At 67.0% G+C, this 24,487-nt stretch carries 28 protein-coding genes; 9 read left to right on the top strand and 19 right to left on the bottom strand.

Going from position 1 to position 24,487, the window contains the following annotated elements:
- Positions 1-164: 164 nt before the first annotated feature.
- The 13 genes from AC5P78_RS05485 to AC5P78_RS05425 all read right to left on the bottom strand — a co-directional run bounded on the left by AC5P78_RS05485 (position 165) and on the right by AC5P78_RS05425 (position 9,062).
- Positions 165-1,061 (bottom strand): baseplate assembly protein, encoded by an 897-nt coding sequence (locus AC5P78_RS05485; protein ID WP_049459408.1) that lies wholly within the window; start codon positions 1,059-1,061, stop codon positions 165-167.
- A gap of 2 nt (positions 1,062-1,063) precedes the next feature.
- Positions 1,064-1,402: a GPW/gp25 family protein gene (locus tag AC5P78_RS05480; RefSeq protein WP_005408332.1), complete on the bottom strand. Its 339-nt coding sequence runs from the start codon at positions 1,400-1,402 to the stop codon at positions 1,064-1,066.
- A gap of 52 nt (positions 1,403-1,454) precedes the next feature.
- The gene (locus AC5P78_RS05475) at positions 1,455-2,045 is read right to left on the bottom strand and encodes a phage baseplate assembly protein V (protein ID WP_049397155.1); all 591 of its coding nucleotides are present in this window, start codon (positions 2,043-2,045) and stop codon (positions 1,455-1,457) included.
- Positions 2,042-2,596, bottom strand: coding sequence for a hypothetical protein (locus AC5P78_RS05470; protein WP_049397157.1), 555 nt, complete (start codon positions 2,594-2,596; stop codon positions 2,042-2,044). The genes AC5P78_RS05475 and AC5P78_RS05470 overlap by 4 nt, the downstream gene beginning before the upstream one ends.
- A 352-nt stretch (positions 2,597-2,948) precedes the next feature.
- The gene (locus AC5P78_RS05465) at positions 2,949-3,326 is read right to left on the bottom strand and encodes a hypothetical protein (protein WP_059033345.1); all 378 of its coding nucleotides are present in this window, start codon (positions 3,324-3,326) and stop codon (positions 2,949-2,951) included.
- Positions 3,323-3,808 (bottom strand): glycoside hydrolase family 24 protein, encoded by a 486-nt coding sequence (locus AC5P78_RS05460; RefSeq protein WP_049459412.1) that lies wholly within the window; start codon positions 3,806-3,808, stop codon positions 3,323-3,325. Before AC5P78_RS05460 ends, AC5P78_RS05465 begins: the two co-directional genes overlap by 4 nt.
- On the bottom strand, positions 3,805-4,155 hold the full coding sequence (locus AC5P78_RS05455) for a hypothetical protein (protein ID WP_043033662.1): 351 nt from the start codon (positions 4,153-4,155) through the stop codon (positions 3,805-3,807). Before AC5P78_RS05455 ends, AC5P78_RS05460 begins: the two co-directional genes overlap by 4 nt.
- Positions 4,152-4,580 (bottom strand): helix-turn-helix domain-containing protein, encoded by a 429-nt coding sequence (locus AC5P78_RS05450; RefSeq protein WP_223846372.1) that lies wholly within the window; start codon positions 4,578-4,580, stop codon positions 4,152-4,154. The genes AC5P78_RS05455 and AC5P78_RS05450 overlap by 4 nt, the downstream gene beginning before the upstream one ends.
- A gap of 355 nt (positions 4,581-4,935) precedes the next feature.
- Positions 4,936-5,319, bottom strand: a complete 384-nt coding sequence (locus AC5P78_RS05445) for a hypothetical protein (protein ID WP_060380095.1) — start codon at positions 5,317-5,319, stop codon at positions 4,936-4,938.
- Between the two features lie 152 nt (positions 5,320-5,471).
- On the bottom strand, positions 5,472-6,110 hold the full coding sequence (locus tag AC5P78_RS05440; RefSeq protein ID WP_060380096.1) for a deoxynucleotide monophosphate kinase family protein: 639 nt from the start codon (positions 6,108-6,110) through the stop codon (positions 5,472-5,474).
- 41 nt (positions 6,111-6,151) lie between these two features.
- Entirely contained in the window at positions 6,152-6,379 is a 228-nt protein-coding gene (locus tag AC5P78_RS05435; RefSeq protein WP_024956102.1) for a hypothetical protein, read from the bottom strand.
- 64 nt (positions 6,380-6,443) lie between these two features.
- On the bottom strand, positions 6,444-6,725 hold the full coding sequence (locus tag AC5P78_RS05430) for a DUF7696 family protein (RefSeq protein ID WP_043033658.1): 282 nt from the start codon (positions 6,723-6,725) through the stop codon (positions 6,444-6,446).
- Positions 6,726-9,062, bottom strand: coding sequence for a VapE domain-containing protein (locus tag AC5P78_RS05425; protein WP_414498230.1), 2,337 nt, complete (start codon positions 9,060-9,062; stop codon positions 6,726-6,728). It abuts the gene before it with no gap.
- Positions 9,063-9,548: 486 nt separating this feature from the next.
- Between AC5P78_RS05425 and AC5P78_RS05420 the strand changes: the two genes are divergently transcribed.
- From AC5P78_RS05420 to AC5P78_RS05395, 6 genes are all read left to right on the top strand, one after another.
- Positions 9,549-9,773, top strand: coding sequence for a hypothetical protein (locus AC5P78_RS05420; RefSeq protein ID WP_005408344.1), 225 nt, complete (start codon positions 9,549-9,551; stop codon positions 9,771-9,773).
- A gap of 11 nt (positions 9,774-9,784) precedes the next feature.
- The gene (locus AC5P78_RS05415) at positions 9,785-10,039 is read left to right on the top strand and encodes a hypothetical protein (protein ID WP_012479313.1); all 255 of its coding nucleotides are present in this window, start codon (positions 9,785-9,787) and stop codon (positions 10,037-10,039) included.
- Between the two features lie 211 nt (positions 10,040-10,250).
- Positions 10,251-10,637: a DUF2946 family protein gene (locus AC5P78_RS05410; RefSeq protein WP_005412471.1), complete on the top strand. Its 387-nt coding sequence runs from the start codon at positions 10,251-10,253 to the stop codon at positions 10,635-10,637.
- Between the two features lie 129 nt (positions 10,638-10,766).
- Positions 10,767-12,905 carry a TonB-dependent receptor gene (locus AC5P78_RS05405; RefSeq protein ID WP_414498231.1) on the top strand — a complete coding sequence of 713 codons (2,139 nt, stop codon included), beginning with the start codon at positions 10,767-10,769 and terminating at the stop codon, positions 12,903-12,905.
- Between the two features lie 11 nt (positions 12,906-12,916).
- Positions 12,917-14,422: a PepSY domain-containing protein gene (locus tag AC5P78_RS05400; RefSeq protein WP_414498232.1), complete on the top strand. Its 1,506-nt coding sequence runs from the start codon at positions 12,917-12,919 to the stop codon at positions 14,420-14,422.
- Between the two features lie 167 nt (positions 14,423-14,589).
- On the top strand, positions 14,590-15,870 hold the full coding sequence (locus tag AC5P78_RS05395) for an RICIN domain-containing protein (protein ID WP_005408349.1): 1,281 nt from the start codon (positions 14,590-14,592) through the stop codon (positions 15,868-15,870).
- A gap of 66 nt (positions 15,871-15,936) precedes the next feature.
- Here the strand turns inward: AC5P78_RS05395 and AC5P78_RS05390 are convergent, their stop codons facing one another.
- Both AC5P78_RS05390 and AC5P78_RS05385 read right to left on the bottom strand, forming a co-directional pair.
- Positions 15,937-17,070 (bottom strand): MFS transporter, encoded by a 1,134-nt coding sequence (locus tag AC5P78_RS05390; protein ID WP_043033653.1) that lies wholly within the window; start codon positions 17,068-17,070, stop codon positions 15,937-15,939.
- Positions 17,071-17,081: 11 nt separating this feature from the next.
- Positions 17,082-17,858 carry a DeoR/GlpR family DNA-binding transcription regulator gene (locus tag AC5P78_RS05385; protein WP_005408351.1) on the bottom strand — a complete coding sequence of 259 codons (777 nt, stop codon included), beginning with the start codon at positions 17,856-17,858 and terminating at the stop codon, positions 17,082-17,084.
- A gap of 157 nt (positions 17,859-18,015) precedes the next feature.
- Between AC5P78_RS05385 and smqnr the strand changes: the two genes are divergently transcribed.
- On the top strand, positions 18,016-18,663 hold the full coding sequence (smqnr, locus tag AC5P78_RS05380) for a SmQnr family pentapeptide repeat protein (RefSeq protein WP_414498233.1): 648 nt from the start codon (positions 18,016-18,018) through the stop codon (positions 18,661-18,663).
- A gap of 3 nt (positions 18,664-18,666) precedes the next feature.
- Here smqnr and AC5P78_RS05375 read toward each other — a convergent pair whose 3' ends face one another.
- Together AC5P78_RS05375 and AC5P78_RS05370 are read right to left on the bottom strand one after the other, a co-directional pair.
- Complete coding sequence (locus tag AC5P78_RS05375) at positions 18,667-19,341, bottom strand: class I SAM-dependent methyltransferase (RefSeq protein ID WP_005412477.1); 675 nt, start codon at positions 19,339-19,341, stop codon at positions 18,667-18,669.
- A gap of 87 nt (positions 19,342-19,428) precedes the next feature.
- The gene (locus AC5P78_RS05370; RefSeq protein WP_241876580.1) at positions 19,429-20,127 is read right to left on the bottom strand and encodes a glutathione S-transferase family protein; all 699 of its coding nucleotides are present in this window, start codon (positions 20,125-20,127) and stop codon (positions 19,429-19,431) included.
- 115 nt (positions 20,128-20,242) lie between these two features.
- On the opposite strand from AC5P78_RS05370, the gene AC5P78_RS05365 reads away from it, so the two are divergent.
- Positions 20,243-21,187, top strand: coding sequence for a LysR substrate-binding domain-containing protein (locus AC5P78_RS05365; protein WP_279703137.1), 945 nt, complete (start codon positions 20,243-20,245; stop codon positions 21,185-21,187).
- Here the strand turns inward: AC5P78_RS05365 and AC5P78_RS05360 are convergent.
- The gene (locus AC5P78_RS05360; RefSeq protein WP_235643296.1) at positions 21,126-22,505 is read right to left on the bottom strand and encodes an aminotransferase-like domain-containing protein; all 1,380 of its coding nucleotides are present in this window, start codon (positions 22,503-22,505) and stop codon (positions 21,126-21,128) included. The two genes, AC5P78_RS05365 and AC5P78_RS05360, sit on opposite strands and share 62 nt — an antisense overlap.
- 133 nt (positions 22,506-22,638) lie before the next feature.
- Here AC5P78_RS05360 and AC5P78_RS05355 point away from each other — a divergent pair, with 133 nt between their 5' ends.
- Positions 22,639-23,502 (top strand): DMT family transporter, encoded by an 864-nt coding sequence (locus tag AC5P78_RS05355; RefSeq protein ID WP_495217156.1) that lies wholly within the window; start codon positions 22,639-22,641, stop codon positions 23,500-23,502.
- A 39-nt stretch (positions 23,503-23,541) separates the two neighbouring features.
- Here AC5P78_RS05355 and AC5P78_RS05350 read toward each other — a convergent pair whose 3' ends face one another.
- The gene (locus AC5P78_RS05350; protein ID WP_111188988.1) at positions 23,542-24,477 is read right to left on the bottom strand and encodes a LysR family transcriptional regulator; all 936 of its coding nucleotides are present in this window, start codon (positions 24,475-24,477) and stop codon (positions 23,542-23,544) included.
- Positions 24,478-24,487: the final 10 nt, after the last annotated feature.

The following is a 24,487-nucleotide window of genomic DNA, read 5'->3' as shown; positions in this document are numbered from 1 at the left end:
CCCTGCTGCCCTCGATGACGCTGCCCTGCAACGGCTGCCGCCCCCGTGCATCGGTGCGGTACACCGCCTGCAGGCTCGCCAGCGCGCCGCCGGGGTGGCGGAAGGTGCGGTTGCGGCCATCGATCGCGCCGCGCAGGCGCGCGTTGATCAGGCGCGTGCTCGGCTCATTCATCGGTGCCGCCGTGGGTCAGGGTCACGCCGGTGCAGTGCGTGGCCTGGGTTCGGTCCACCACCACATCTGCAGCCGGATGGACGATCTCCACGCGCTGCACGCCCTCGGCATGCAATGCGGCGAACAACCCCGAACGGGTGACATCGCGGCCGAGACGATGTGACTCGCTGATGTAGCGGTCCAGGCGGGTGCGCGCTTCGGCAAGCACGACCTGCGAATCCGGGCCGGCAAAGGTGAACAGCGTGGCGTCGACCGAGTAGGTGACGATCGTGGCCGGCTTCACCAGCACGTGGTCGGTCAGCGGTCGCACGTCATCGGCGCTCAGCTTCGCCTCGACGATGTCCAGCAGCCCCTGGGTGGCGGTTCCATCCGCTTCGCGCGACAGCACCGAGACCACCACTTCGCCGGGGGCGGGACTGGTCGCACTGGCGTCGAGCACGCGCGGGTCCGCGCTCAGCGCATGGAATACATAGGCACCTTCCGGCCCCGCCACGCTGAACCCTTCCGGGCCCAGCTGGATGCGGCGGCGGAAGTCCTCATCGCTCTCATATCGCGGTGGAATGCCTTCCTGCGGCCTGCCCGGGTCGAGCACCTGGCGGGCGACGCCGAAGATCGCGGCGAGGTGGTCGAGGTCGCTGCCACCGGCATAGGCCAGCATCACGCCACGCGCGGCGTCGTTGACACGCTGGCGATCAAGCAGGCGCAGGTAGGTGCAGACCTCCAGGATCTTGAAGGCCGGGTCCGACGGCAGCAGCGCGTCGAAGGTGGGATCCAGGGCCTGCAGTGCGGTCAGCGATTCATCGAACATGGCTTCGAAATCGAGCACTTCGATGACCGCCGGTGCAGGCAGCTGGGACAGATTGACACTGGTGAACGAGCCGGATGCCACGGTTAGCGAACCTCGATTCCTTCGATGGTGATGGCCTCGCCGTCCGGCAGGTGGATCCCGGTCACTGCCAGGATCATCACGCCGGGGGCGGGGAGGGAGACGTCGACGTTCTCGACGTGGAGACGCGGTTCCCATCGCGCCAGCGCGTCGACGGTGGCCGCGATCAGGTCCATGCGCAGCGAGCGGTTGGTCGGCGCATCGATCAGTTCGAATACGCGTGAACCGTATTCGCGGCGCAGTACGCGGGAGCCAAGGGGTGTGGTGAGAATGTCACGCACGGACTGGTGGAGATGGGCGAGCCCATCCAGTGATTTGCCGGTGTTGGCGTCGATTCCTCGCATGGCCTCTATCGTCGTGGAGTGCGGGTTTTCAGGGCATTGCAGGCGTGGCCGCTCAGGCCTGGGCCGGCGTGGTCGGGGCGGTTGGGCCCTGTGCGGTGTGCGTGTGTGCCTTCAGGCCGATGGCACCGGCCTTGACTTCGCCCGGTGTGCTGATGTCCTTGCCGGCGCTGATCGCGCCGCTGACATCCAGATCGCCGGTCGCCTTGATCGAGGGTGTATCGAGCACGATCGATTCGCTGGCGATCACCTGTGCATTCGCGCAGGTGACGATGACCTTGCCGCTGCCGACATGGACGTTGAGCGTGGTGGTTTCCTGGTCGTACTCGACGCTGCTGCCGTCGGCGAACGCGGTGCGCTGCCGCAGGCGCGAGTCGGCCGGCGGCGGAAAGCGGTCCTGGTACAGGCTGCCGAGTACCAGCGCCTGGCCGGGGTCGCCATAGGGGCACGCCAGTACGACCTGCTCGCCGGGTTCGGGTGCGCACCAGGTGCGTACGCCCGGTCCCGCGCCGCGTTCCAGCCAGGGAATCCAGTCGGTAAGCATGCCGTCGGCATCGACGCGAACGCGACCGTTTGCCTCGTCCAGCTCGCGTACCACACCGATCATCAGCAGGTTGCCGATCAACCGCGCGTGTTCAGCGCTCATGGTGCGCGCTCCGGCAATGGCTGGTAGCGGGACTCATGGACGCGGCCGATCTCCGGCGCGAAGCTGTAGCACGCCTGCGGCACCACGCCGCCAGCGTCGTCCCAGGGGTTGTCGCCCAGCGCGACCGGCAGTGACCACTCGACGATCCAGGTGCGCAGGCCCGGCTGTGCCGCCGCGGCGTCTTCCGGCAATGCTGCAATCACATCGATCGCACCGCTGGCAACGCCGGGGAAGCGGCCGAGCTGGTGCAGCCAGGTCGCCAGGGCGAGGGCCGCGTTGCGCAGCTGCAGCGCTGTGCTTGCATCGGTCGCCGGCAGCGCAATGCGCGCTTCGAAGCGTAGCGTGGCCTGCAGCAGGCCACTGCCATCATTGTTGTCCCTGCTGCGGTCACAGCGGGTCATCGCCAGCAGGCAGGCCGGCAGGGGCATCCCCTCGGCGTTGGCGTCGCGATGGAACTCGACGCTTGCAAACCCGGGAAAGCGTGCGCGGATCGTGGCTTCGATCGCGGCAATCAGCGGATCGAGCGTGGGAGGGAAGGGATCGTTCGCCATGTCAGCTCATGCAGGGAAGGAAAGAAGTGCGTGGCCCGTGCGGCGCGCGCGGTCTGCAGCCAGTGTTGCCATCACCGCGGTGGGGTGGCATTGCAGGCGTGGCCGTATCCGGCAGGCTCAGTGCGTGGGAGTGGCACTGCTGCCGCAGTCGGCGGGTGCTGCCGGCACGGCGCCATTGATGGTGATGCCGCGCTGGCTGCCGAGGCTGCATAGCAGCGCACTCAGCTGGTCGGCCAGCGCGTGGTACTGCTGTGCGACCGCAACGTGATTGCGCAGCAGCGCGTCATCGCTGGCTGCGTGCAGGTCCGGCAGGCGGGGTGGGGGAAGCAGCTGGGCAGGTGCGATGCTGAGGTCAGCGCGGCAGGGCGTGGCCGGCGTTGGCCTCGCGCCAGATGCGCACGAACTCAGCGTCAGCGTCGCCGCGATCACGACCAGGAGTCTTGGCATGGGTCTCGATGTCCCGTTGCAGGGTGTTGAACTGTTCGGTGTGCCGGGCCTGGTGGGCCAGGCGCTGTGATTCGGCCTGCGCGCCTGCGGCGCTGTTGGCGAGGGCCTGCTGGTGCGCGCGCTGGACTGCATCGGTGCGGGCCTCCTGCTGCGCTGCCCGGGTGGTGGCAACGGCAAGGTCCGCAGTGCGGTCGCGCAGGGTCCATCCCAGCCAGGCGCAGCTCGCGTGGCTACCGGCAAGGACCAGCAACCCGATGCCCAACCTCAGTCCCGCGGGCGTCACTGCAGGGCTCCGCCGGCGGCACGGTACGCCGCGCGCAGTGTTTCCAGTGCGTGCTCCTTCTGGCCGTAGCCGGCGCCCGGCAGCGATGCCCAGATGCGCCGGGCCGCGGTGACGGCGGCATCGAAGCGTCCCAGCCGGATCAGCTCGTAGGCACCGCACTGTTTCAGCAGGGCGACTGCTGCACGGTCCTGGGAGACTGGCCCGAAGTCAGGCAGACCCAGTCGCGCGCGCAGGTCATCCCAGGTGCTGCGCAGGAACTGGTAGCGGCCGGCGGCGCTGGATTTGATGCCGTAGCGCGGCAGCGACACCAGCACGCGGGGATGGTCGCGGTAGTCGGTGAACAGCTGGCCACCGACGATGACGTCGTAGCCGCGGTCACGCGAACGCTGGCTGGGTATATCGGTGCCTTCGGACACCGCCAGCATGTCCAGGAACGCAGCAACGTTGGTGCCACCGAGGGCGCTGGCTGCAGCGGCGGTCATGCGGCGGCCCCCGGCTGCTTGCGCACCAGGGCCAGCAGGGCGTCTATCTGTACGCTCTGCTGGGCGATCTGTGCACGCAGGGCGCTGACTTCACCGCGCAGCTGCCCGATCTCCTGGGCCATTGCCTCGCGCTCGTGCATCAGCCCATCAGCGCGTGTACGTTCGGCCGCGAGCTGTTCCTGCAGGGTGCGCAGGGTGTTGCTGGTGGCTTCATCGGCGGTGCGGTCGACCTTGGCCGACGACAACCACTGGCGCAGCCACAGCGACACCGCGATCAGCACGCCCGAGGTCCCGCCCAGGTACTTGGCCCAATCCGGCACGCCGGCCAGCAGGTCGCTCTCGTTCATGCGCGTGCGTATCCCTTGAGCAGGGCCGGGTGGACAGCCGGTGGCAACGCGGTGCGCGCACCGCGCAGGGCGCGCTTGATGGTGGTCTGTGAGACGCCGAACTCACGCGCAACATGGTCGCGTGGCATGCCGCTGGCGACCGCGCGGGCAATCTGCTCGCGGCGTTCGTGCGCGCCGGCAGCGAAGCAGGATGCCAGGAACAACAGTTCGCCGCCGAAGTGCGCGACCAGCCGCTGGGCGACGTCGTGGCCAAGGATGTCGATCAGCCGGTGCTGGTCGGGCAGGGTGGAGGGTACGTAGACAATGACGCGGTGACGGCCGGTGGTGCTGGAGGTGGTCGGCGGCCAGGCACGCACCAGCGTGAGGGCTGCGGATTCGCCGATGACCTCGGCCAGGGTCTGGATGCTGTCGGGCAGGGCGTTCATGGAGGATGTCTTCAGTGGCATTGATCTCCACTGTTGCCATCCCGCCTGTCCAGTCAACACCTTTCATCTACTTTTATATCGGTGCGCTGAAGACGTTCAGTCGTGCGTGAGGAGGGGGGAGGAGCACGACACGCCTGCTTGCAGTGAGCCGAATCCGCTTGCTCTGGCCGCTGGTGTTTTCCTGCACATCCGTACTCGTTGTCCTCACCTGGCAGGAACAGAGGCAGATCAAGGGGATGGGGCAGGTACAGGGTGAGGACGGCCACCTGCCACACAGCCTCATGCGCCGTGTACTGGCCGGAAACGAAAAAGCCCCGGACGATGCCGGGGCTTCAGGACTGCAGGGGGCGCTGGATCAAAGATCGAACACCAGGTTGCCGCCGGTCTTGCGGGGGATGTACCCGGCGTCGCGCAGCCAGCGTGCCGCGTTGACCTGGTCCATGCGCTTGACCGGGAAGCGGTTGGCGAACATCAGGAAGCGCGCCACGGTGATCGACTCGCCCTTGCCCTTCAGGGCCGCAAGGGTTTCGACGAACCATGGCGCGGGCGGCTGCTGGCTGCCCGGGCGGGCCACGGTACGCGCCTGCTGGGCGCTGCCTGCGCCCGCCCGGGCAGTGGCCAGCGTGCACAGCGAGATGAAGATCGCATCCAGGCTCACGATGTCCTTGCTGCCCTTGGGCTGGGACTTGAACAACTCGATGGCCTTCAGGCGCGTCGACGTGAACTGTTCGACCTCCATGGCGTTTCCTCTTTGCGAAATGGGTTGGGGATGCAGGGTGACGACAGGTGTCGTCGGTGATGGGGGATGACCTTACATCATTTTCGCCGATGATGGGTCGGGGCCTGCGCTGGGTTCGGGGGATGGACCGGATGGCGGGCCGGCATTCCGGATCAGATCACACCGCGCGAACGCAGCTGGTCCAGCGATCTGCGGACCAGATCGGCCGGGGTGCTGTCATTGTCGACTTCGATGTCGACCAGCTCATGCGGCAGCGGCTGCTCGCTGGCATGAGGGTCGCTGCTGCGATGGCCTGGGCGATTGACGCGGATCACGACACCACCACGACGCCGGATCGCGCGGGCCTCATTGGCGAAGCGGACGTCGGGTACCAGCCCGCCCTCGGGCAGGCGTGCGAACAGCGAGCGTACCCACAGCTCGGGATGGACGCGGTCACGCCCCCACTCGGTACCGGCGGTCTGCATCAGGTGGCGCGGGGTGAGTTCGGCCAGCCAGTCGATGGCGTCCTCCTTGCGGCTGTCCAGTTCGTGCAGGGAGAGCCCGAGGAGGGTGGCGACCAATTGCCGCAGCGGGCCCGCGAAGCTGTCGCATGGCAGTGACAACGCCGACGCCAGTCCATTGGCGAGTGTGTCCTTGCCCGAGCGCTTGCTGCCGGCGATGCCGATGTAGAGCGGCACACGAGAGCGTGGCGCCGGCCGCAGGGCAACGCTGCCCAGTCCAGGGCCGGCACGGAACGCGGCCAGTGTGTCGGCAATCAGGCGATGACCGCTGTCGAGGGAGGCGGGAATCATGCGGAATCTACTCCTGGAGAAATGCGGCAGGTGCCGGAGGATCAGGAATCGCGACCGACGACGCTGCGGGCGCGGAGGATGCGCTGGGTGATGCGCCCTCCCCGGGCCGCTGCGGCGATCGGGTCAAAGCACAACATGGCGGTGCGGGTACGCCGGCCGGCAGCAAGGTGGTCGCGGATGGTCCGCTCGGACAGCACCGGTACCCGCTGGTGGATCTGCTGCACGGTCAGCTGCTCACCTTCGAAGGCATGCAGTCGGGGACGGGACATGGCGGAAGCGCTCCTGGAAGGTGGCGGGCCGATACCTGCATCTTGCCCCTGTAGATGCTCCCAGTCAACACCTTTCATCTACTTGCATCATGGTGCGGTTGGGCGGGCTGGCGATCCACAGCCGCAATGCCGCTGCTGCCAGACGCTCACGCTCAACCGGCCCGCGTGCGGCCAGGACACCCTCGAGATACTGTTGGCGGTGCCGGCGCGGACTGACCGTCGTCCAGCGCCCGTCGGTGCCCACGCGCCGGTAGCCGTCCAGTTGCAGCAGGCGACGTGCTTCGCAGTGCAGGCGCCAGTCGCCGCTGCTGCTGTCAACGTCGCGACCATCATGGAGGCGCGGCATCTAGAACGGCCCTGCCGCGTGCTCGGCCAGACTGCGTCTGCGCTGTGGCATCAGCCAGACCTTGGCCCGCTCCTTGCCCACCACGCGGGTGCGCACGCCATGCCGCTTCACCACGTAGGCGGCGGCCTCGTTCACCTCGCGACGGTTGGGCCTGTCGATGCCCACCGCGATGACGATCTCGGTGGCGCGGTAGTGCGCGCTCCAGTGCTCGGCAGGGAGCGACCAGTCGAAATGACGATCGATCAGTTCGGCGATCGGCGAGATGGGCTCGTGTTCGCTGTTGGTGGCATTGAGCGCATCCAGTTCCTCGGCACTCAAGTGCCAGGTCTCGCCACTGCAGTACAACGCATGGGCCTCAGCCCAGACCTGCTGCATGTCGATCCGCGCCGGTTCGCCCAGCGCCACGGCGTGCACGGTCCACCAGCGGGTGTTGCCGGTGGCATCGCGGAGGAAGCGTTCGTCGTTGACACTGGCAAACAGGATGGTGCGCCGCGCATAGCGGGATTCGGTGCGCGCGTAGGGGCGACGGATCTCGTCATGGCTGCGCGAGATGAATGATTTCAGCGCCGCGATATCGGTACGGCGGAAGGTGGCATCGACTTCGCCCAGCTCGACGATCCATCTGGAGATGACCTGCTTGACGCTGTCCTTGTTGGCCGGATCGAGCACCACACCGTCGGCGATCAGTTGCAGCTCTACCGGCGCCAGCTGCCGCGCCCAGCGTGTCTTGCCCAGGTTCTGTTTCGAAACGAACGTCAGCACGCCGCGCGCGACCACGCCATCGGGCTCAAACGCCGCAGCCACGCCGGAGATCAGCCAGCGCCGCATCAGGACTTCCTTCAGCACGCGGCCGTCGGCCATGTGCGTGGGCTTGGCTTCCTGCACTGTATCGAAGAACGCCTGCAGGCGGGACTGGCCATCCCACGGCCGTGAGGTGATCCAGCTGGCGACCGGGTTGTAGGGATTGGCTTCGGCCACCTGGCACAGGTTGGTCTCGAAGCTGGCGGTGGCCATGCCGGCGCGGTGCATGCAATCCATCACTTCGCCCGCCGCGACCTCCTTGGCGTTGTCCACGGTCGTCTGCAGCCCAGGGACCAGAATCTCCAGATCCTTGCGGATGACGTTGTAGCGCACGGTCACACCGGTACGACGGCACAGTTCGGCCAGGTTGCGGGCGGTTGGCAACGGCCGCCCGCGCGCGTTGGTATCGGGAAACGGGGTGAAGGCATCGAATGCGGACAGGTTGCCAGGCACCTGGTAGCGCGCGCTGGCCGATGACGGCGCATCGTCCAGTGCCACGTCGTCGCCCCCTGCCGGCGGCATGGGGGGCAACAACTGGGCACGCACGGTGTCCAGCCCCTCGCGCAGATGCAGGTCGTTGAAGTCGGTAGGGCGGTCATCGTCGCCATGCAGCGTGGCGAACTCGGGCCAGACCACGCGGGCATCGATGTCCGCGGCAGCCTGCGTGGCCAGGGTGACGCCAGGGTTGTCCAGCGGCTGCCGCGTCCACTGATCGTTGTCGGCACACAGCACGAATGACGCGTCCGGCATGGCGCCGCGCCAGGCTCGGGCGACCGCGCCAAGGTTGCCTGCATCCCAGGCCACCACCACGCACCAGCCCGTGGCCTGGTGGATGGATCCGGCGGTGGCATAGCCCTCTGCAATGGCGATCGGCTGGCCGGTAACCGGCTTGCCGATGACATGGAAGCAGCCCTGCTTGCGGCCACCGGAAAGGAAGTCCTTGTCGCGGCCAAGTGCTGGATCCACGCGGGGAAAGATCGCCTGCAACGAGACGATACGGCCCGCGCTGTTCATCACCGATACCAGCAGGGCGCTGTCGATGTGGCGGAAGACAAGGCCATCGCTGTTGCGCACCGGCCATGGCGCCACACGCAGGCCATGTGCATGGATGCCCTTGCGTACGAGATAGGGGTGGTGGGCATCGGCAGGAATGGCTCGGTTCCACAGCACGTTGGCCGCCCTGGCGGCGGCGTCCTCGCGTTCGCGCTGATGCCGTTCGCGCTCGCTGCGGGCCGCCTCCTGGCGTTGCCTGATGGCACGCTGCTCGGCGGCGCTCAACGCGGTCGGCGATTTCGCGCACCAGGCATGGCGGGTGCCGGTCCGCCAGCTGCCGAACTCGCCGGCCGGCACGTGGTCTCCAAACAACACCGCCCAACCATTGCGCGTGCCACGACGGTCGCCTTCCACATGGAAGCGCACCAGCGTGCCATCGGCGTTGAGCGCGTCGCGGCCGCGCGCGTCCGGCACGATGCCGTGCGCGTGCATGGCCTGCAGGAACGCGGGAACGATGTCCTGCGTGGGATGCGGTGTGTGCATTCGACAAGGCCCCTGGGAACGTGGATCGGTCCACGGCGGCCGATGGCGGCCAACGTGCTGTGCAGTGTCCGGCGTGCGCAGGTCACGCAGCGGCCGACCGACGCAGTGTGGTCAGGATGTGATGGGAGTGGTGATACGGTCATGGTGTCGGAACGGCGCTTCATTTGCAACACCTTCCAGCACCTTGCATCCCTGGCCATGACGGCGCCACCCAGTACGCGTTGGATCTGCGATGGCGTTCGCAGATCACTGTGATCGTGCCGATGCGTCGCAGTTGGCGAGAACCGGTTTTCGGATGATGCTATCGCCGTCAGCGACGGCCCTTCGTTTCTCTCCATCGCGCCTTCGGGCGCCCGTGCACAAGGAGCCTGCATGCCTGAAATCCACTGCAACCACGAACGCCGATCCGCCGCGGAGTCCGCGTCGTTGACGGTCGTTGCGACGTTCTCAATCGGTGCGACCGCCCCTCGATAAAATACAACCCGCATGACGGACACCATCGACGAAGCGCAGGAAATGGAAGCGCGCCACCTGCAACGCGCCCTGGCCCAGCACGCAACGCGGGCCAGCAACGTTGCCCCTCTCACTCCCATGGGGGAATGCCACAACCCGGACTGCAGCGAGGACTTCGACAACGATCCGGCAAGACTGTTCTGCGGGCCTGCCTGTGCCGAGCGTTTCGAAGCCATCCATCAACACCGCAACGCATAGGAACAGGGGACATGTCTCTGAACAGCAACGACGCTGGCTTCACCGAACGCATCGCCGGTTTATCGGCCGAGCTCGCCGTGCTGGTGAGCTTGGTGGAGAACCACATCCATCTGCAGCTGGCTGATCTGGCCGACTCGGGTGATGTGGATGCACAGGAGCGATTTGCGGTAGCCGATCCGGAGCGCTGGTTGGAGAACGCCCGCAACAGCCTGCAGGCGGGTTTCATGTTCCTGGAGCGCGCGGTGCAGCAACCGGCGCGGTTCTAGTCATCCGGTGCGGGGGCGGAAGGGGCCGGCCAGGCTGCCTTCCGTCCCCCTCGGGCAGTGGACGATCCCCTGCGCTGGAGGCTGCGTCATAACGTCGCACTGGCCGCCGGGCAACCCTGAACGTGGTCCAAGGTTGACCGCAGGCCCGTAGAATGGCCGGGTGCGTCGTTCTGTCCTCCACCGCCGGTTCCAGGCCCTGGCATGGCTAGCCATGCTGCTGGTGCTGCTTGCCCCGCTGGTGAGCCGCTGGCTGGCGCATGGTCACGTTGCAGCGGCTGTGCCGGTAGCGGCGATGGACCATTCCCAGCATGCGCAGCATGCGATGGAGGGCCATCACGACCACCACGCGATGGCGATGCAGCAGGGCGAGGTCGCAAAGAAGCCGCCCGCCGATCCACACGCCGCGCATGAGATGGGCGTGGACTGCGACTACTGCCTGATCGCCGCGCGGCTGATCACCCTGCTGGTGGCGGCATTGCTGCTGTTGGCACCGATGGTATCGATATGCCGTGCGCTGCGTGGTGCAGTGCAGGCGTTGCCGCAGCGGGTCAGCGGCACATTGGGAGCGCGTGGGCCGCCGGTCTTCATGGCTGTCTGAGCCCTGCGCGCACGCCTTTGGATTGATTTTCCCAAGCTGCCAGGCATGGCCTGGCGCGACTGCGTGCGCGTTCCCCGAACTCCCTGAGCTGCCCTGCCACTGCGGGGTGGCCCTGCATGCCGTGAACAGATGAAAACCAACCCCAACTCCGCGCGCCTGCGCAGGGCGGCGCTGCCTGCCATGTGCGCGTTGCTCCTGCACACCGCCTCTGTACTTGCCGCCGATGCGGCACCACCGACCACGCTGGATACCGTGCGCGTGGTCGATACCCGCAGCGGCGAGCTGTCTTCCACCTCCAGCGCAGGCTCTGCGTTGGGCCTGAGCGTGCTGCAGACACCGGCCAGCCTGACGGTGATTTCGCGCGAGCAGCTGGAACAGCGCGGCGACACCAACCTCAATGATGCGATCAGCCGCGCCGGTGCGATCAGTGCGATGCCGCACCCGGGCAACGGCCTGAGTGCGCTGTCCAGCCGTGGCTTCACCGATGGCGCTTCCGTGATGCGCCTGTATGACGGGCTGCGCCAGTATGGCGGCGTGGGCATCACCTTTCCGTTCGATACCTGGTCCATCGAGCGCATCGAAGTGCTGCGCGGTCCGGCCTCGGTCATCCATGGCGATGGTGCCATTGGCGGGGTCATCAACATCGTGCCGAAGAAGCCGACGCGCGGTGCCATCGAGAACGAGATCAGCGCAACCGTGGGCAGCGAGGACACCGCACGCCTGGGCTTCGGCAGTGGCGGCGCGCTGACGCCCGAGCTGGCCTACCGGCTGGATGTGAGCGGCAACTACAGCGGTGGCTGGGTTGATCGCGGGCGCAGTAGTGATGCCACCTTCTCCGGCGCACTGCTGTGGCAACCGCGTGCGGATCTGCAGCTGTCGCTCACCCATGCGGAAGGCTATCAGCAACCGATGCGCTACTTCGGCACGCCACTGGTAGATGGCCGCCAGCTGGAGGCGCTGCGCCACCGCAACTACAACGTGGAAGACAGCGACATCCGCTACCGCGACCGCTGGACCCAGCTCGATGCGCTGTGGACGCCGAACGCAAGCGTCGAATGGCGCACGCGCCTCTACCAGATCGACAGCCAGCGCGATTGGCGCAATGCCGAAGCCTACGTCTACAACCGCGCTACCGGCTTGATCGATCGCTCAGGCAATACCGAGATCACCCACGACCAGGACCAGACCGGGTTGACCTCGACGCTGAGGGTACAGGGGAACATTGCGGGCCTGGCCAACAGCTTCGCCGTGGGCCTCGATGCCAACCGCGCGCACTTCAAGCACACCAACAACACCTATGCCGGCAGCTCGGGCCCGGTCGATCCGTTCGATCCGGTGCCGGGCCAGTTCACCAGCGACGCGCCGAACCTGCCGCGCTACCGTAATCGTGCCGAGCAGTACGCGCTGTTCGTGGAAGACCGCTTGGCGCTGAGCGAGCGCTGGTCGATGCTGGGTGGGCTGCGCCACGACCGCGCGCGCATTGATCGTACCGATCTGATCAGCGGCCAGAACGCGTTCTCGAAGACCTACCGCAGCACCGGCTGGCGTGCAGGCACGGTATTCGCGCTGCAGCCGACGTTGAACCTGTATGCGCAGTACTCGCAGGCGGCGGACCCGGTGAGTGGCCTGTTGATGATCAGCCCGGCCAACGGGGCCTTCGACCTGGCCAAGGGCCGGCAGATCGAGGTGGGCCTGAAGCAGGCCTTCGATGGCGGCGAGTGGACGCTGGCGGCGTACCGCATCCGCAAGACCGGGCTGCTCAGCCGCGATCCGCTGGTGCCGGATCGCCGCGTGCAGGTGGGCGCACAGACCTCGCGTGGCGTTGAAGCCTCCTTGAACTGGAACTTCGCGCCGCACTGGTCGCTCGATGCCAACGCCACGGTGCTGAAGGCCGATTTCGAGGACTTCCTGGAAACCACCGGTTCGCCGGCGGTGCTGGTGTCGCGTGATGGCAATGTGCCACCGAACGTGGCCGAGCGCCTGGCCAATGTGTGGCTGAGCTGGCAGTTCGCACCGGACTGGAGTGCGGCGGGTGGCGTGCGTTACGTCGGCAAGCGCTACGCCGACAACGCCAACACCTTGGAGCTGCCCGGCTACAGCACCACCGACCTGGCACTGACCTGGCAGGCGGCACCGCGCACGCGGCTGTCGGCGCGGCTGTTCAACGTGTTCGACAAGGCTTACTACGCCACCGCGTACTACACCAGCACGCAGTGGCTGCTGGGTGCGGACCGGCGCGTCGAGTTCACCGTCGACCATCGCTTCTGAGGAGGCTGGCGATGACGTTGCGATCCACCGCCAAGCGCTGGACCTACCTGGTGCACCGCTGGCTGGGCATCGGCGGATGCCTGCTGATGTTGCTGTGGTTTGTCAGCGGCATGGTGATGCTGTTCATTGGTTACCCGAAGCTGACACCCGGTGAGCGGCTGGCGGCGTTGCCGGTGCTGGCTGATGCCCGCGATCTGCAGGGACTGTCGGTACTGCCGGCGGCGGTGCAGGCCGAGCCGGAAAGCGTGGCACTGACCACGCTGCGTGGCGAGCCTGCGTATGTGGTGCGCAATGGCCGCAACGTGGGCGCCTGGTCGGCGTACACCGGCCAGGCGCTGCTGCCGGTGTCGGCACAGCGAGCCGAAGCATCCGCCGCACAGTTCGCGGGCGGCCAAGCCTTCGTCGGCGCGACACGCGTGGACGAGGACCGCTGGACGCATTCGCGTGCGCTGGATGCGCATCGGCCGCTGTACCGGGTTGAAGTGGGCGGCGCGCAGCCAGGGGATGTGTATGTGTCCTCACACACCGGCGAAGTGGTGCAGGACGCACCGCATGTGCAGCAGCGCTGGAACTATGTGGGCGCCTGGCTGCACTGGTTGTACTTCCTGCGCATGCAGTCGGTGGACCCGGTGTGGACGTGGGGGGTGATCGCGCTGTCCGCGCTGTGCACGGTGGCGGCGATCAGCGGCATCGTGGTGGGTGTGTGGCGCTGGCGCTTCCGCGGGCACTACCGCACTGGCGCGAAGACGCCGTACGTCGAGCCCTGGATGCGCTGGCACCATCTGATCGGGCTGGTGGCTGCGGCCTTCGTATTCACCTGGATCTTCAGCGGGCTGATGTCGATGAATCCGTTGGGAGTTTTCAGCAGCACGCGTGAAGCGATCGACAGCGGACGCTATCGTGGCGGTACGGTGGCGGTGGATGGCGCGTTGGGTGAACCGGCGGCGCTGCTGGCGGCCGTCGACGACGCGCGCTTCAAGCCGGTGGAGATCCAGTGGCGACGCATCGATGGTGAGCTGTTCGCGGTGTTGCTGGACGGGCAGGGCGAGACCCGCATTGTGTCCGGCAGTGATGGTCATCTGCAGGTTGCGCGGTTGCTGCCGGCCGCATGGCTGCAGCAGAAGGTGCGGGCGTTGTCCGATGCGCCCGTGCAGGGGTACTGGGTCCAGCTCGCAGCGGATGCGTACTTCTACCCGCGTGCACCGGAAGCCATGAACGGCGCAGCGGTACGCCGCTTCCCGGTGGCGGTGGCTGATTTCGGCGATGCCGAGGCGACGCGGGTCTACCTCGATCTGGCCACTGGCGACCCGTTGCTGACGATGGGGCGTCGCGAGCGCGTGGGTCGCTGGCTGTTCTACTTCCTGCACAGCTGGGACCTGCCGGCGATGCTGCGTCAGGACATCGCCCGGCTGGCGGTGTTGCTGCTGCTGAGCCTGGCTGGCGCTGCGTTGTGTGCAACGGCCACGGTGATCGGCTACCGCCGGTTGCGGATGAAACTGCGGCGCAGGCGGCGGTAGCATCCTGCCGCGAGCGCGCCGTCTGTGAGACTATCCGGAGTTCCTGGCCATGAAGGCCGCGGCCCGCAGTCGATGTCGATGGCCAGGGAGTGCAGGGGGCACCGTACTTGCAGCGTTTCAATGGTGGTCCCTGGATAGGATTTCCACACAACGTAAATGGAGCAAGGATGAACTACGTTTCGATGGGTGTTCTCGCAATTGGAATTGCAGCGGCATCTGCGGGCGCGCAGGCCAAATCGTTCCCGCGTCTCTACAACCTCCCGACCACCACCACGGCTTCCGTGTCCAATGCCCTTCCGGCGCCGGGGCAGGTGATCCAGCTTTCTGCGCAGGTCGATGGCCAGGCGCTGGGGCTGTATCACATCCCGGGCAATGAGCAGATCGGTGGCTTCGTCGAATTCAAGGTGAATGGCCAAGCGGTGGGTAAAGTGCAGGTCAGCACGACCAATACACCAATGGCAGGTCTCGTTTCCCAGCTTGACCAGGCTTGCTATGCGGCAACACGCGATGTCCAGTTCTGTACGCATCGCTATGCCTATGGCAGCCCCGCCAAGGTTGCGGTGAACTACACCGTGCCCGCCGGCTTCACCACCGCATCGATCACCGCCACCTTCAGCGGCGATGGCCAGTTCTCGCAAGGTTCGGTGTCGGCGCCGATCAACCTGCGCAACATTCCAACCTTTGGTGAGATCCGCGGCGCAGGCAACAAGTGCCTCGACGCCGAAGGCGCCAACACCGGTCCGGGTACCGCCATCCAAGTGTGGGACTGCACGCCGGGCACGCCGCAGCAGTTGTGGACGGTGAAGCCCAACACGTCGACCATCACCGGTGTGCCCAGCAACCGCGTACTCGATATCGTAGGTTACGGCACCAGTAATGGAAGCCGGATCCAGCTGTATGACGCGCACGGTGATTGGAACCAGTCATGGAAGTTCACCAATACCTCCATCGTCGGCGTGGGCGATAAGGTGCTCGACGCCATCGGCGCCTCCAGCGCCAACGGCACCAAGATCCAGCTTTACAGCAACGCACAGACTGCCAACCAGAAGTGGGAGTTCAATCCGGCCAACGGCTCGATCGTCGGTGTCGGCGGCAAGTGCCTGGATGTGGAAGGCGCCAACACGGCAGATGGCACCCGCGTACAGCTGTGGGACTGTACGGGTGTACCGCAGCAGCGCTTCGAACTGGGTTCGGATGGATCGATCCGCGGGCTGGGCGGGAAGTGCCTGGAGGCAGCCGACGGCGCAAGCCATGACGGCAATGCGATCCGCATGTGGTCCTGCAACGGCGGTGCGCACCAGTCGTGGCGCCTGGTCGGCGAGATCCGCAATCCGCAGACCAACATGTGCCTGGATGATCCTGGCCTGGGCAACACCAATGGCTCCAAGGTGCACATGTGGATGTGCCATGGTGGCGACAACCAGCGCTGGCAGTTCTCCTCCTACTGAGGAGAGCCAGGGCTGATGTCATGCTCTGGAACCGCGTGCCTTCGGGCGCGCGGTTCCGTACAGGCGTCACACCCGCAGCCAACGTGTGGACACGGCCACCAGCAACAAGGCCGTGGCCACACCGATGAACGCAGCAATCAGACCGAAATGATTGGCGGCAAAGCCGATCAACGCCGGTCCGGCAAGGATGCCGGCAAAGCCCAGCGTAGAGACGGCCGTGATCGCCAGTGCACCGGGCATGCGGTTCTGATGGCCGGCCAGCGAGAACAGCGCCGGCGCGATGTTGGCGCAGCCGAGGCCGACCAGCACGTATCCGGCCAACGACATCTGCCACGGCGTGACCAGGGTCAGCACCAGCACGCCGGCAGCGGCGAGCAGCGCGCCGAACACGATCGCGCGCTGGCGGCCCACGCGTGCCACCAGTGCATCGCCGAACAGGCGCGCGACCGTCATGGTCAGGGTGAAGGTCACATAGCCGACGCCGGCGAGGCTGGCATCGACGCGACGTACATCGCTGAGGAACACCGCGCTCCAGTCGAGCATCGCACCTTCGCCGAGGAAGGCGACGAACGCCAGCACGCCGATGAACAGCACGATGCCATGCGGCAGGGCCAGCATCGGTGTGTCGTGCGGCATGCGTTCGCTGTGCCAGTAGGTCGCCGACAACAGCGTCACCAGCAGCATGGTGCCGACACCGATCAGCACCGATGCCAAGGGCGGCAACTGTGCGGACAGCAGCACGGTCATGGTGGCCGCGCCGAGGAAGCCGCCAATGCTGAAGAAAGCATGGAAGCCAGACATCATCACCCGCCGTGCTTCGCGCTCGACGATGACGGCCTGCACGTTCATCGTGCAGTCCATCGCGCCCACGGCCGCACCGAACACGAACAGCACCACGCCCAGCGTCCAGGCTGAACCGGCCAGTGCCAGGCCGGGCACGGTCAGGCAGATCAGCAGGCTGCTGGCCACCATCACCCGGCGGCAACCGAGGCGTGCGGCCAGCACGCCGGACAAGGGCATCGCCAGCAGCGAGCCGGCACCGAGGCAGAGCAGCACCAGTCCCAGCGTGGCGTCATTGATCCCGGTGCGCGCTTTGGCGAATGGCACCAGGGTGGCCCACAACGCGGTGGCGAAGCCGGGAATGAAGAACGCAGCGCGGGTCGCGTGCTGTTCGGCACGCGCGCGGTTGGCAAGGGACATGAGCAGTACGGTCAGGGAGGCGTGGGGTGCACCGCGATACCGGCGGCGTGGAAGCGAGCCGCCAAGGCGGGCGGTGCGGTGGTGGTCAGCACCAGGTCGTCGATCTCGTCCAGGCTGGCGATCTGCCAGTTGCCGCGGGCACCGAGCTTTTCAGTGGTGGCGGCGACGATGACACGGCTGCTGCAGGCCACCATCGCGCGCTTCAGCGTGGCTTCTTCCGCATCCATCGCCCACACGCCGGTGTCGCCGTCCACCGCGCAGGGGCCGGGCAGGTACACGTCGGCACGCAGGCGCTGCACCTGGGCCAACGCCTCGGCACCGACCGCACCGCCACCGCTGGCCAGGCGCCCGCCGATCAGCTGCACTGAAGTGCCTTCGAGCATGCTGGCGGCGGTGGCGATCTGCGGGGCATTGGTGATCACCGTCAGCCCGAGAGCGGCCGGCAGCTGCTGGGCGATCGCCAGATTGGTCGAACCGGCATCGAGCAGTACCACCTGGCCGGGTTGCAGCAGCGCGCAGACGCGGGCGGCCAGCTCGGCCTTGTCGCCGCGGTCGCGGGTCAGGCGCTCGCGCAGCGGCCGTTCCTTGGGCGGCGGCAGCACGGCGCCGCCGTAGACGCGCTGGCACAGGCCCTGGGCGGCGAGTTCACGAAGGTCGCGGCGGATCGAATCTTCTGAAACGGCATAGCGGCGCGCCAGTTCGGCGGCGACCACGCGGCCCTGCTGGCGCAGTTCCTCGAGGATCTGGCGCGTGCGCTGGGCGGGGAGGGGGCTGGGATCGGAGCTCATGCTATAAGTCTGCACGTTCGTGCATAAACGTGCAATAACGTGCATTCAGCGGGAGGGCACAGGGCGGCTGGACTGCCGGTGAACCCGCCCGCCCCGGGGTCTATGGATCGCCCTCGCGGACCGGCATCATGGCGGGGCACTTGGCATGGAATCCCTGATGTCCCCCACCGTTCACCGCAAGCTGCGCATCAGCGCGGACCAGTACACCGGCCAGAAAGTGGTCGACCAGCAGTTCCACGAGTGCGATTTTTCCGGCGCCGACCTGACCGGTACCGAGTTCATCAACTGCAGTTTCTACGATGCCGACAGCCGTGCTGGCTGCCGCTTCAATGGCGCCACGCTGAAGGAAGCCAGTTTCCGCAGCTGCGATATCAGCATGTGCCATTTCAATTTCATCAAGGCGCTGGGCCTGGAGATCAGCGAGTGCCGTGCGCAGGGCGCGGATTTCAGCAACGCCAGCTTCATGAACCAGATCACCACGCGCAGCTGGTTCTGCAGCGCATTCATCAAGAAGTCGAACCTGCGCTATGCCAATTTCTCGCGGGTAGCGCTGGAAAAGTGCGAGCTGTGGGAAAACCGATGGGATGGCGCGAATGTGAGTGGCGCCAGCTTCGCCGGCTCGGACCTGTCCGGCGGCCAGTTCGAGGGCATCGACTGGAACAGCGCCAACTTCACCGACTGCGACCTGACCAACTCGGAGCTGGGTGAGCTGGACCTGCGCAGCACCAACCTGCGTGGCGCCACGCTGGACGTGCAGCAGGTGGCGCTGTTGATGCAGCGCATCGGCATCACGGTGGTGCCGTAGGCATCAACCGGTGTACGCCACCCAGCCCTTGAAGCTGAAGCCGGCATAGAACAGCTCCACACCATCGAAGCCGGCCTCCTGCAGCAGCGCCACTTCCTGTTCGGGGGCCAGCAGCGGCAGCCGCTCGGCAATGGCCTCGATCGCGCGCTGTGCATCGGCGTGGGCAACGCCCGAGGCTTCGGCGAACGCTGCGTAGCGCTGCAACCAGCGCAGCTTGCCGGCCGGATCCTGCGGCACGCTGTGGTGGGCCACCACCAGCGGCGCGCCGGGTTGCAGGCGCCTGTGCAGCTCGCGCAGCGTGTGCAGGCGCTGCGCGGCATCGAGGAAGTGCAGGGTCAGCAGGCAGCTGGCCCCATCGAAGCGCAGATCGGGCGCATCGTCGATGTAGCCTTCCAGCAGTTGCACGCGCGGCATCAGCGGACCCAGTGTCTGCTCGGCCAGGGCCAGCATCGGCGCGGCCGGATCCACGCCCAGCAGCTGCCAGCCCGGCTGCGCCTCGGCAAAAGCCTTCAGCTCCAGCCCGCCACCGGCGCCCAGCACCAGCACACGGCCCTGCGCGGGAACGCGTTCGGCCAGCAGCAGGCGGCTCATCTGCTGCAACGCGAGGAAACCGGGCACCTGGCGCAGCGGCGCTTCGGCATAGCGGGCCACCGCCTGCGGATCGGAGAACGTGGACATGCGCGGATTCCTGCGGCGGGGGACATACCACTGTAGCGCGGCGCGCAAGAGGCATTGCGCGCCGCTGCCACACGGGCAGGACAGGGCTCAGGCCGCTGCTGCCTCAAGCACGTCTTCCAGCCGCACCTCGCCGAGGAAGCCACCGCTGCTGGTTGCCGGCTGCTGCGCTTCGATGGCGTGGGCGAACTGCACGCCGGCGTCGTCCTGCAGGCGCTCGAACAGCTGCTGCACCCTGGGGAACTCGCGACGATCGACCACCTGGTGATAGTCGTTCCAGCGCGCGATGCCGGCGAAGTAGGCATCGGCAAAGCTGCGCTGTTCGCCCAGCAGCCACGGGCCCGTGCCGATCACCTGCTCCAGCGCCTGGTGGGCGTGGCGCACCTTGGTGGTGCCATAGGCACGCATCGCCTCGCCGTCATCGCCTTGCGCATGCTCCAGTGCGTGCCAGAGCGGCGCGTAGGCACCGAAGAAACTGGTGTTGAGATAGGCCAGCCGGTGGTTGAGGCGATCGAAGCCGGGCGTGCCCTGTGCGAAGCCCAGCCCCTGCGCGATGCCCTTCGCGGCCAGATGGTTGAGGATGGCCAGGCTCTCGCTGAGCAGCTCGCCCTGCGCGGTGCGCAGGGTCGGGGTTTCACCCAGCGGATTGAGGCGGCGGTAGTCTTCGCTCTGCACCTGGCCGGGCATGTCGATGCGGCACAGGTGATACGGCTGGCGCAGCCATTCCAGGGCGACGATGGAGCCGAACGAGCAGCCCGAGGGCACGCCGTAGAAGAGGATCGGGGTCATGGCAGGTTTCCGGTTCAAGCCGCGATGCGGCGGGTGAGGAAAGCGTGCCTGCGTGGACATTGCCCCGGAAGCCGCTTGAATGGCATCCTGAAGTCCACATCTGTGGACGTTGCGCATGCTCAACCTCAACGATCTGGCCCTGTTCGTGACCGCGGTGGAGCAGCGCGGGTTCGCTGCAGGCGGGCGCCATCTGGGCCTGCCGCGCTCGACCCTGAGCAAGCGCGTGGCGCTGCTGGAAGAACAGCTCCAGGTGCGGCTGCTGCAGCGCAGTTCGCGCCGCTTCGCATTGACCGAGGTCGGTCAGGAGTTCTTCGAGCGCGCACGCGCAGCGTTGTCCGAGGTCGAGGCCGCCGAGGCCATTGTCCGCGACCGCCAGGCCGAACCCAGCGGCACCGTGCGGATCAGCGCTTCGATTCCGGTGGTGCAGGGCGAGCTCGCCGCGTGCCTGCCCGCGTTGGCCCGCCGCTATCCACGGCTGCGTATCGAAGTTGAAGTGAGTGATCGTTTCATCGACCTGGCGCAGGAAGGCATCGACATCGCCCTGCGCAGCCACTTCGGTCCGCTGCCGGATTCCGGGTTGGTGCAGCGCATGCTCGGTAGCGAACGCATCGTGCTGGTGGCGTCCCCTGGTTATCTGGCAGCCGCGCCGGCAGTGGACACGCCCGAACAGCTACGCGCGCATGCCGGCCTGCTGACCGCGCGCCATGCAACGCGCTGGACGCTGCACGGCGCCGACGCCCGCACCGTGCAGGTGGAGCCGCAGGTGGCGCTGGTCGGCAATGAATCGCAGCTGCTGATCGCGGCGGCAGAAGCGGGTCTTGGCATCACCGTACTGCCACACAGCCTGTGTGCTGCGGCCATCGCCGCCGGCCGCCTGCAGCAGGTGCTGCCGGCGTGGCATGCCGGCGAAGTCACCACCAGCGTGTTGCTGCCGCATCGTCGCGGCCAGTTGCCGGGCGTGCGCGTGGTGGTGGATGCGCTGGTCGCGCATTACCAGCTCAACGCAGCGCGCGCGCCAGTACCTGCCAGATCTTCGGGTCCTGGCACTGCGAAACGTTGAAACGTACATAGTCGGCCGCGCGCTGCGACTGGCTGAACGCGTTGCCCGGCGCCAGCACGATGCCCTCGCGCAGGCATTGCCGCGCCAGTGCGGCGGCGTCGCGGCCATCGGGCAGCTGGCACCACAGGAACAGGCCGGCTTCCGGCTGCAGCCACGGCATGATGCCCAGCGTCTGCAGTTTCCGCAGTGTGTGCCGGCGTGCATCGGCCAGCCGCGAACGTATCGACTGCATGTGGCGGCGGTAACCGCTGTCGGTCAGCGCGATGTGCATCAACTGCGCGGCCAGATGACCACCGCCGAAGCTGGTCGCCAGCTTCAGGTCGGTCAATGCCTCTATCCAGTCGTGGCGCGCGGCGATGTAGCCGCAGCGCGACGCTGCCGACAGCGTCTTGGAGAAGCTACCGACGTGGATCACCCGTGACAGCCCATCGAGCGCGGCCAGCCGCGGTGCCGGCTGCAGTTCGAAGTCGGCGAAGATGTCATCCTCGATGATGATCAGTTCGCTGCGTTCGGCCAGGCCCAGCAGGCGGTGTGCGGTGCTTGCGGAAAGTACCGCGCCGGTCGGGTTGTGCAATCCGGAATTGGTGATGTACAGCCGCGGCGAATGTGCCTGCAGGGCCTGCGCGAACGCCTCCAGGTCCGGGCCGCTGTGCGTGTACGGCACGCCGATGGCCTGCACCTGGTGCGCCTTCAGCAGCGCGTGGTAATTGAAGTAGCTCGGGTCATCGACCAGCACGCAGTCGCCGGGCTTGAGCAGGAAGCGGCAGAGCAGATCGACCGCGTGCGTACCGGATTCGGTCAGCAGGATCTGCTCCACCGGTGCATCGATGCCAAGCGTGGCGCTGCGCCTTTGCAGCAGCTGGCGCAACGCGGGCAGCCCGAGCGGGGCGGCGTAGTCGACCAGTTGCATGGCATCGGCACGCGCCAGCCGGCGCAGGCCGCGGCGCACGCCATCGTGATACAGCCAGTCACTGGGCATCCAGCCGCACCCTGGCTTGAGGTCGCCCGCGGGCGTTTCCAGCGATTGCCGTGATACCCACAGCGGATCCACCGCGCGATCCAGCCGCGGCTCCATTTCGGCCAGCGCCAGCGGTGCGGCCGGGCCACTGACGTAGAAGCCCGAGCCTGCGCGTGCACTGATCAGGCCTTCGGCCGCCAGGCGCTCGTAGGCCTCGACCACGGTGGAGACTGAAACTCCCATCGTCGCAGCCTGCGCACGTACCGAAGGCAGGCGGGAGCCGGGGCCATCCACCCGTGCACTGATGCGGGTGCGGACGGTCTGGATGACCGATTCGATGCGGGTAAGCGGGCGCGGCATGGTGGAACCGTAGTGGAAGTGTGGGCAGTACAGTTACTTGCGACTGTACTGGATTGTAGCTGGGGTCTTCCCGCGCCGGATGCTTCCATGCAGGTCCAGCCGGGCATCGTCCGGCACCTTCAGGAGTACAGGCGTGGAACGGTCGGCGAGTGGTTGGATCAATGGCTTCATCGGTGTGGTGATCTTCGCCGGCTCCCTGCCGGCCACCCGCCTGGCGGTGCTGCAGCTGGACGCCGGATTCGTCACTGCTGCACGCGCCACCATTGCCGCCGTGCTCGGCCTTGGCCTGCTCCTTCTGCTGCGCCAGCCGTGGCCGCGGCGCAATGACCTGCCCGGGCTGGTAGTGGTCAGCCTCGGGGTGGTGGTCGGCTTTCCGCTGTTGACCGCACTCGCGCTGCGTCACGCATCGTCGGCGCACACCATCGTGTTCCTCGGGCTGTTACCACTGAGCACTGCGGTGTTCGGCGTGCTGCGCGGCGGCGATCGACCGCGCCCGGCCTTCTGGCTGTTTTCGTTGCTGGGCAGTGCCTGCGTGGTCGGCTATGCGGTGCGCAACGGCATCGAGGCGTCCTTGCAGGCAGACCTGCTGATGCTGGCGGCGATCGTGGTGTGCGGGCTGGGCTATGCCGAAGGTGGTCGGCTGGCCCGTCATCTCGGCGGTTGGCAGGTGATCAGTTGGGCGTTGCTGCTGGCCTTGCCGGCGATGCTGCCGCTGACAGTGCTGATGCGCCCGGCCTCGTTCACCGCGGTCGATGCCTCGGCATGGTGGGCACTGGGCTACGTGGCAGTGTTCAGCATGCTGCTCGGCTTCCTGTTCTGGTATCGCGGGCTGGCCCAGGGCGGTATCGCCGCCGTCGGCCAGCTGCAGCTGCTACAGCCCTTCTTCGGCCTGGCCCTGGCCGCGCTGCTGCTGCACGAATCGGTCAGCCTCAGCATGGTGCTGGTGACCGTGGTCGCGGTGATCTGCGTGGCCGGCGCGCGCCGCTTCAGTCGCTGAACGAAAAAGGGGACGGAGGGGATTAAGTCGTAATCGGTCCTACTGTGCCTGAAACGACTTAATCCCCTCCGTCCCCTTTTCCGGGGCGCCCTGGAACAGATGCGCAACGGCATAGTCGATGAATACCCGCAGGCGTGCACTGGGATGGCGCCCACCGGGCCATAGCAGCGAGAACTGCCCCTGGTGCGTGGGCAGCGCAGGCAGTACCCGTTGCAGGCGGCCATCGGCCAGCGCGTCAGCAGCGAGGAAGTCAGGCATCCAGGCCAGGCCCATGCAACCGATCGCAGCGGCAAGCACGGCCTCCATGTTGTTGCAGGTCATCGCCGTGGGAAGGCGTGCCCCCGCATCGCCTTCGATGCCCGGCAGCTGCCACGGATGCAGCTTTCCGGTGGTGGGGTAACGGAAACGCAGCGCGGTATGCATGCGCAGCTCGCCCACATCACCGGGCGTGCCATGCGCCTGCAGATAGCCCGGCGCCGCACAGAGGATGAAACGAAAGCCGCCCAGTCGCCGTGCGGTCAAGCTGGAATCGGCCAGTTCACCACTGCGTATCACCGCGTCCAGGCCTTCGCTGACCACATCGACGATGCGGTCGTTGAAGTCCAGTTCCAGCTGCACCTGCGGATAGCGTTGCTGGAAGCCGGGCAGCACCGGCAGCAGGAAGCGGTACCCGATGGTGGGCAGGCCGATGCGCAGCAGCCCGCTGGGGGCGTGCTGTCGCTGCGCCAGGTCCGCCTGTGCTTCGGAAAGCTCGTCCAGTGCACGCCGGCAGCGCTGCAGCAGCAGTTCGCCTTCGTCGGTGAGATGCACGCGGCGGGTGGTGCGTTGGAACAGGCGGGTGCCGAGCTCCTGTTCAAGACGGGCGATGCGCTTGCCGACCGCCGACGCGGACAGGCCAAGTACACGCGCAGCGCCGACGATGCTGCCAGCCTCCGCGGTGCGGACGAAGGCGAGCAGGGCAGAAATGGAGTCCATGCGGGGCATG

Source organism: Stenotrophomonas sp. YJH_SMC_133 (assembly GCF_059370655.1).
The sequence above is the reverse complement of the archived record's forward strand: the minus strand, read 5'-3'. Positions and strand labels throughout refer to the sequence as shown.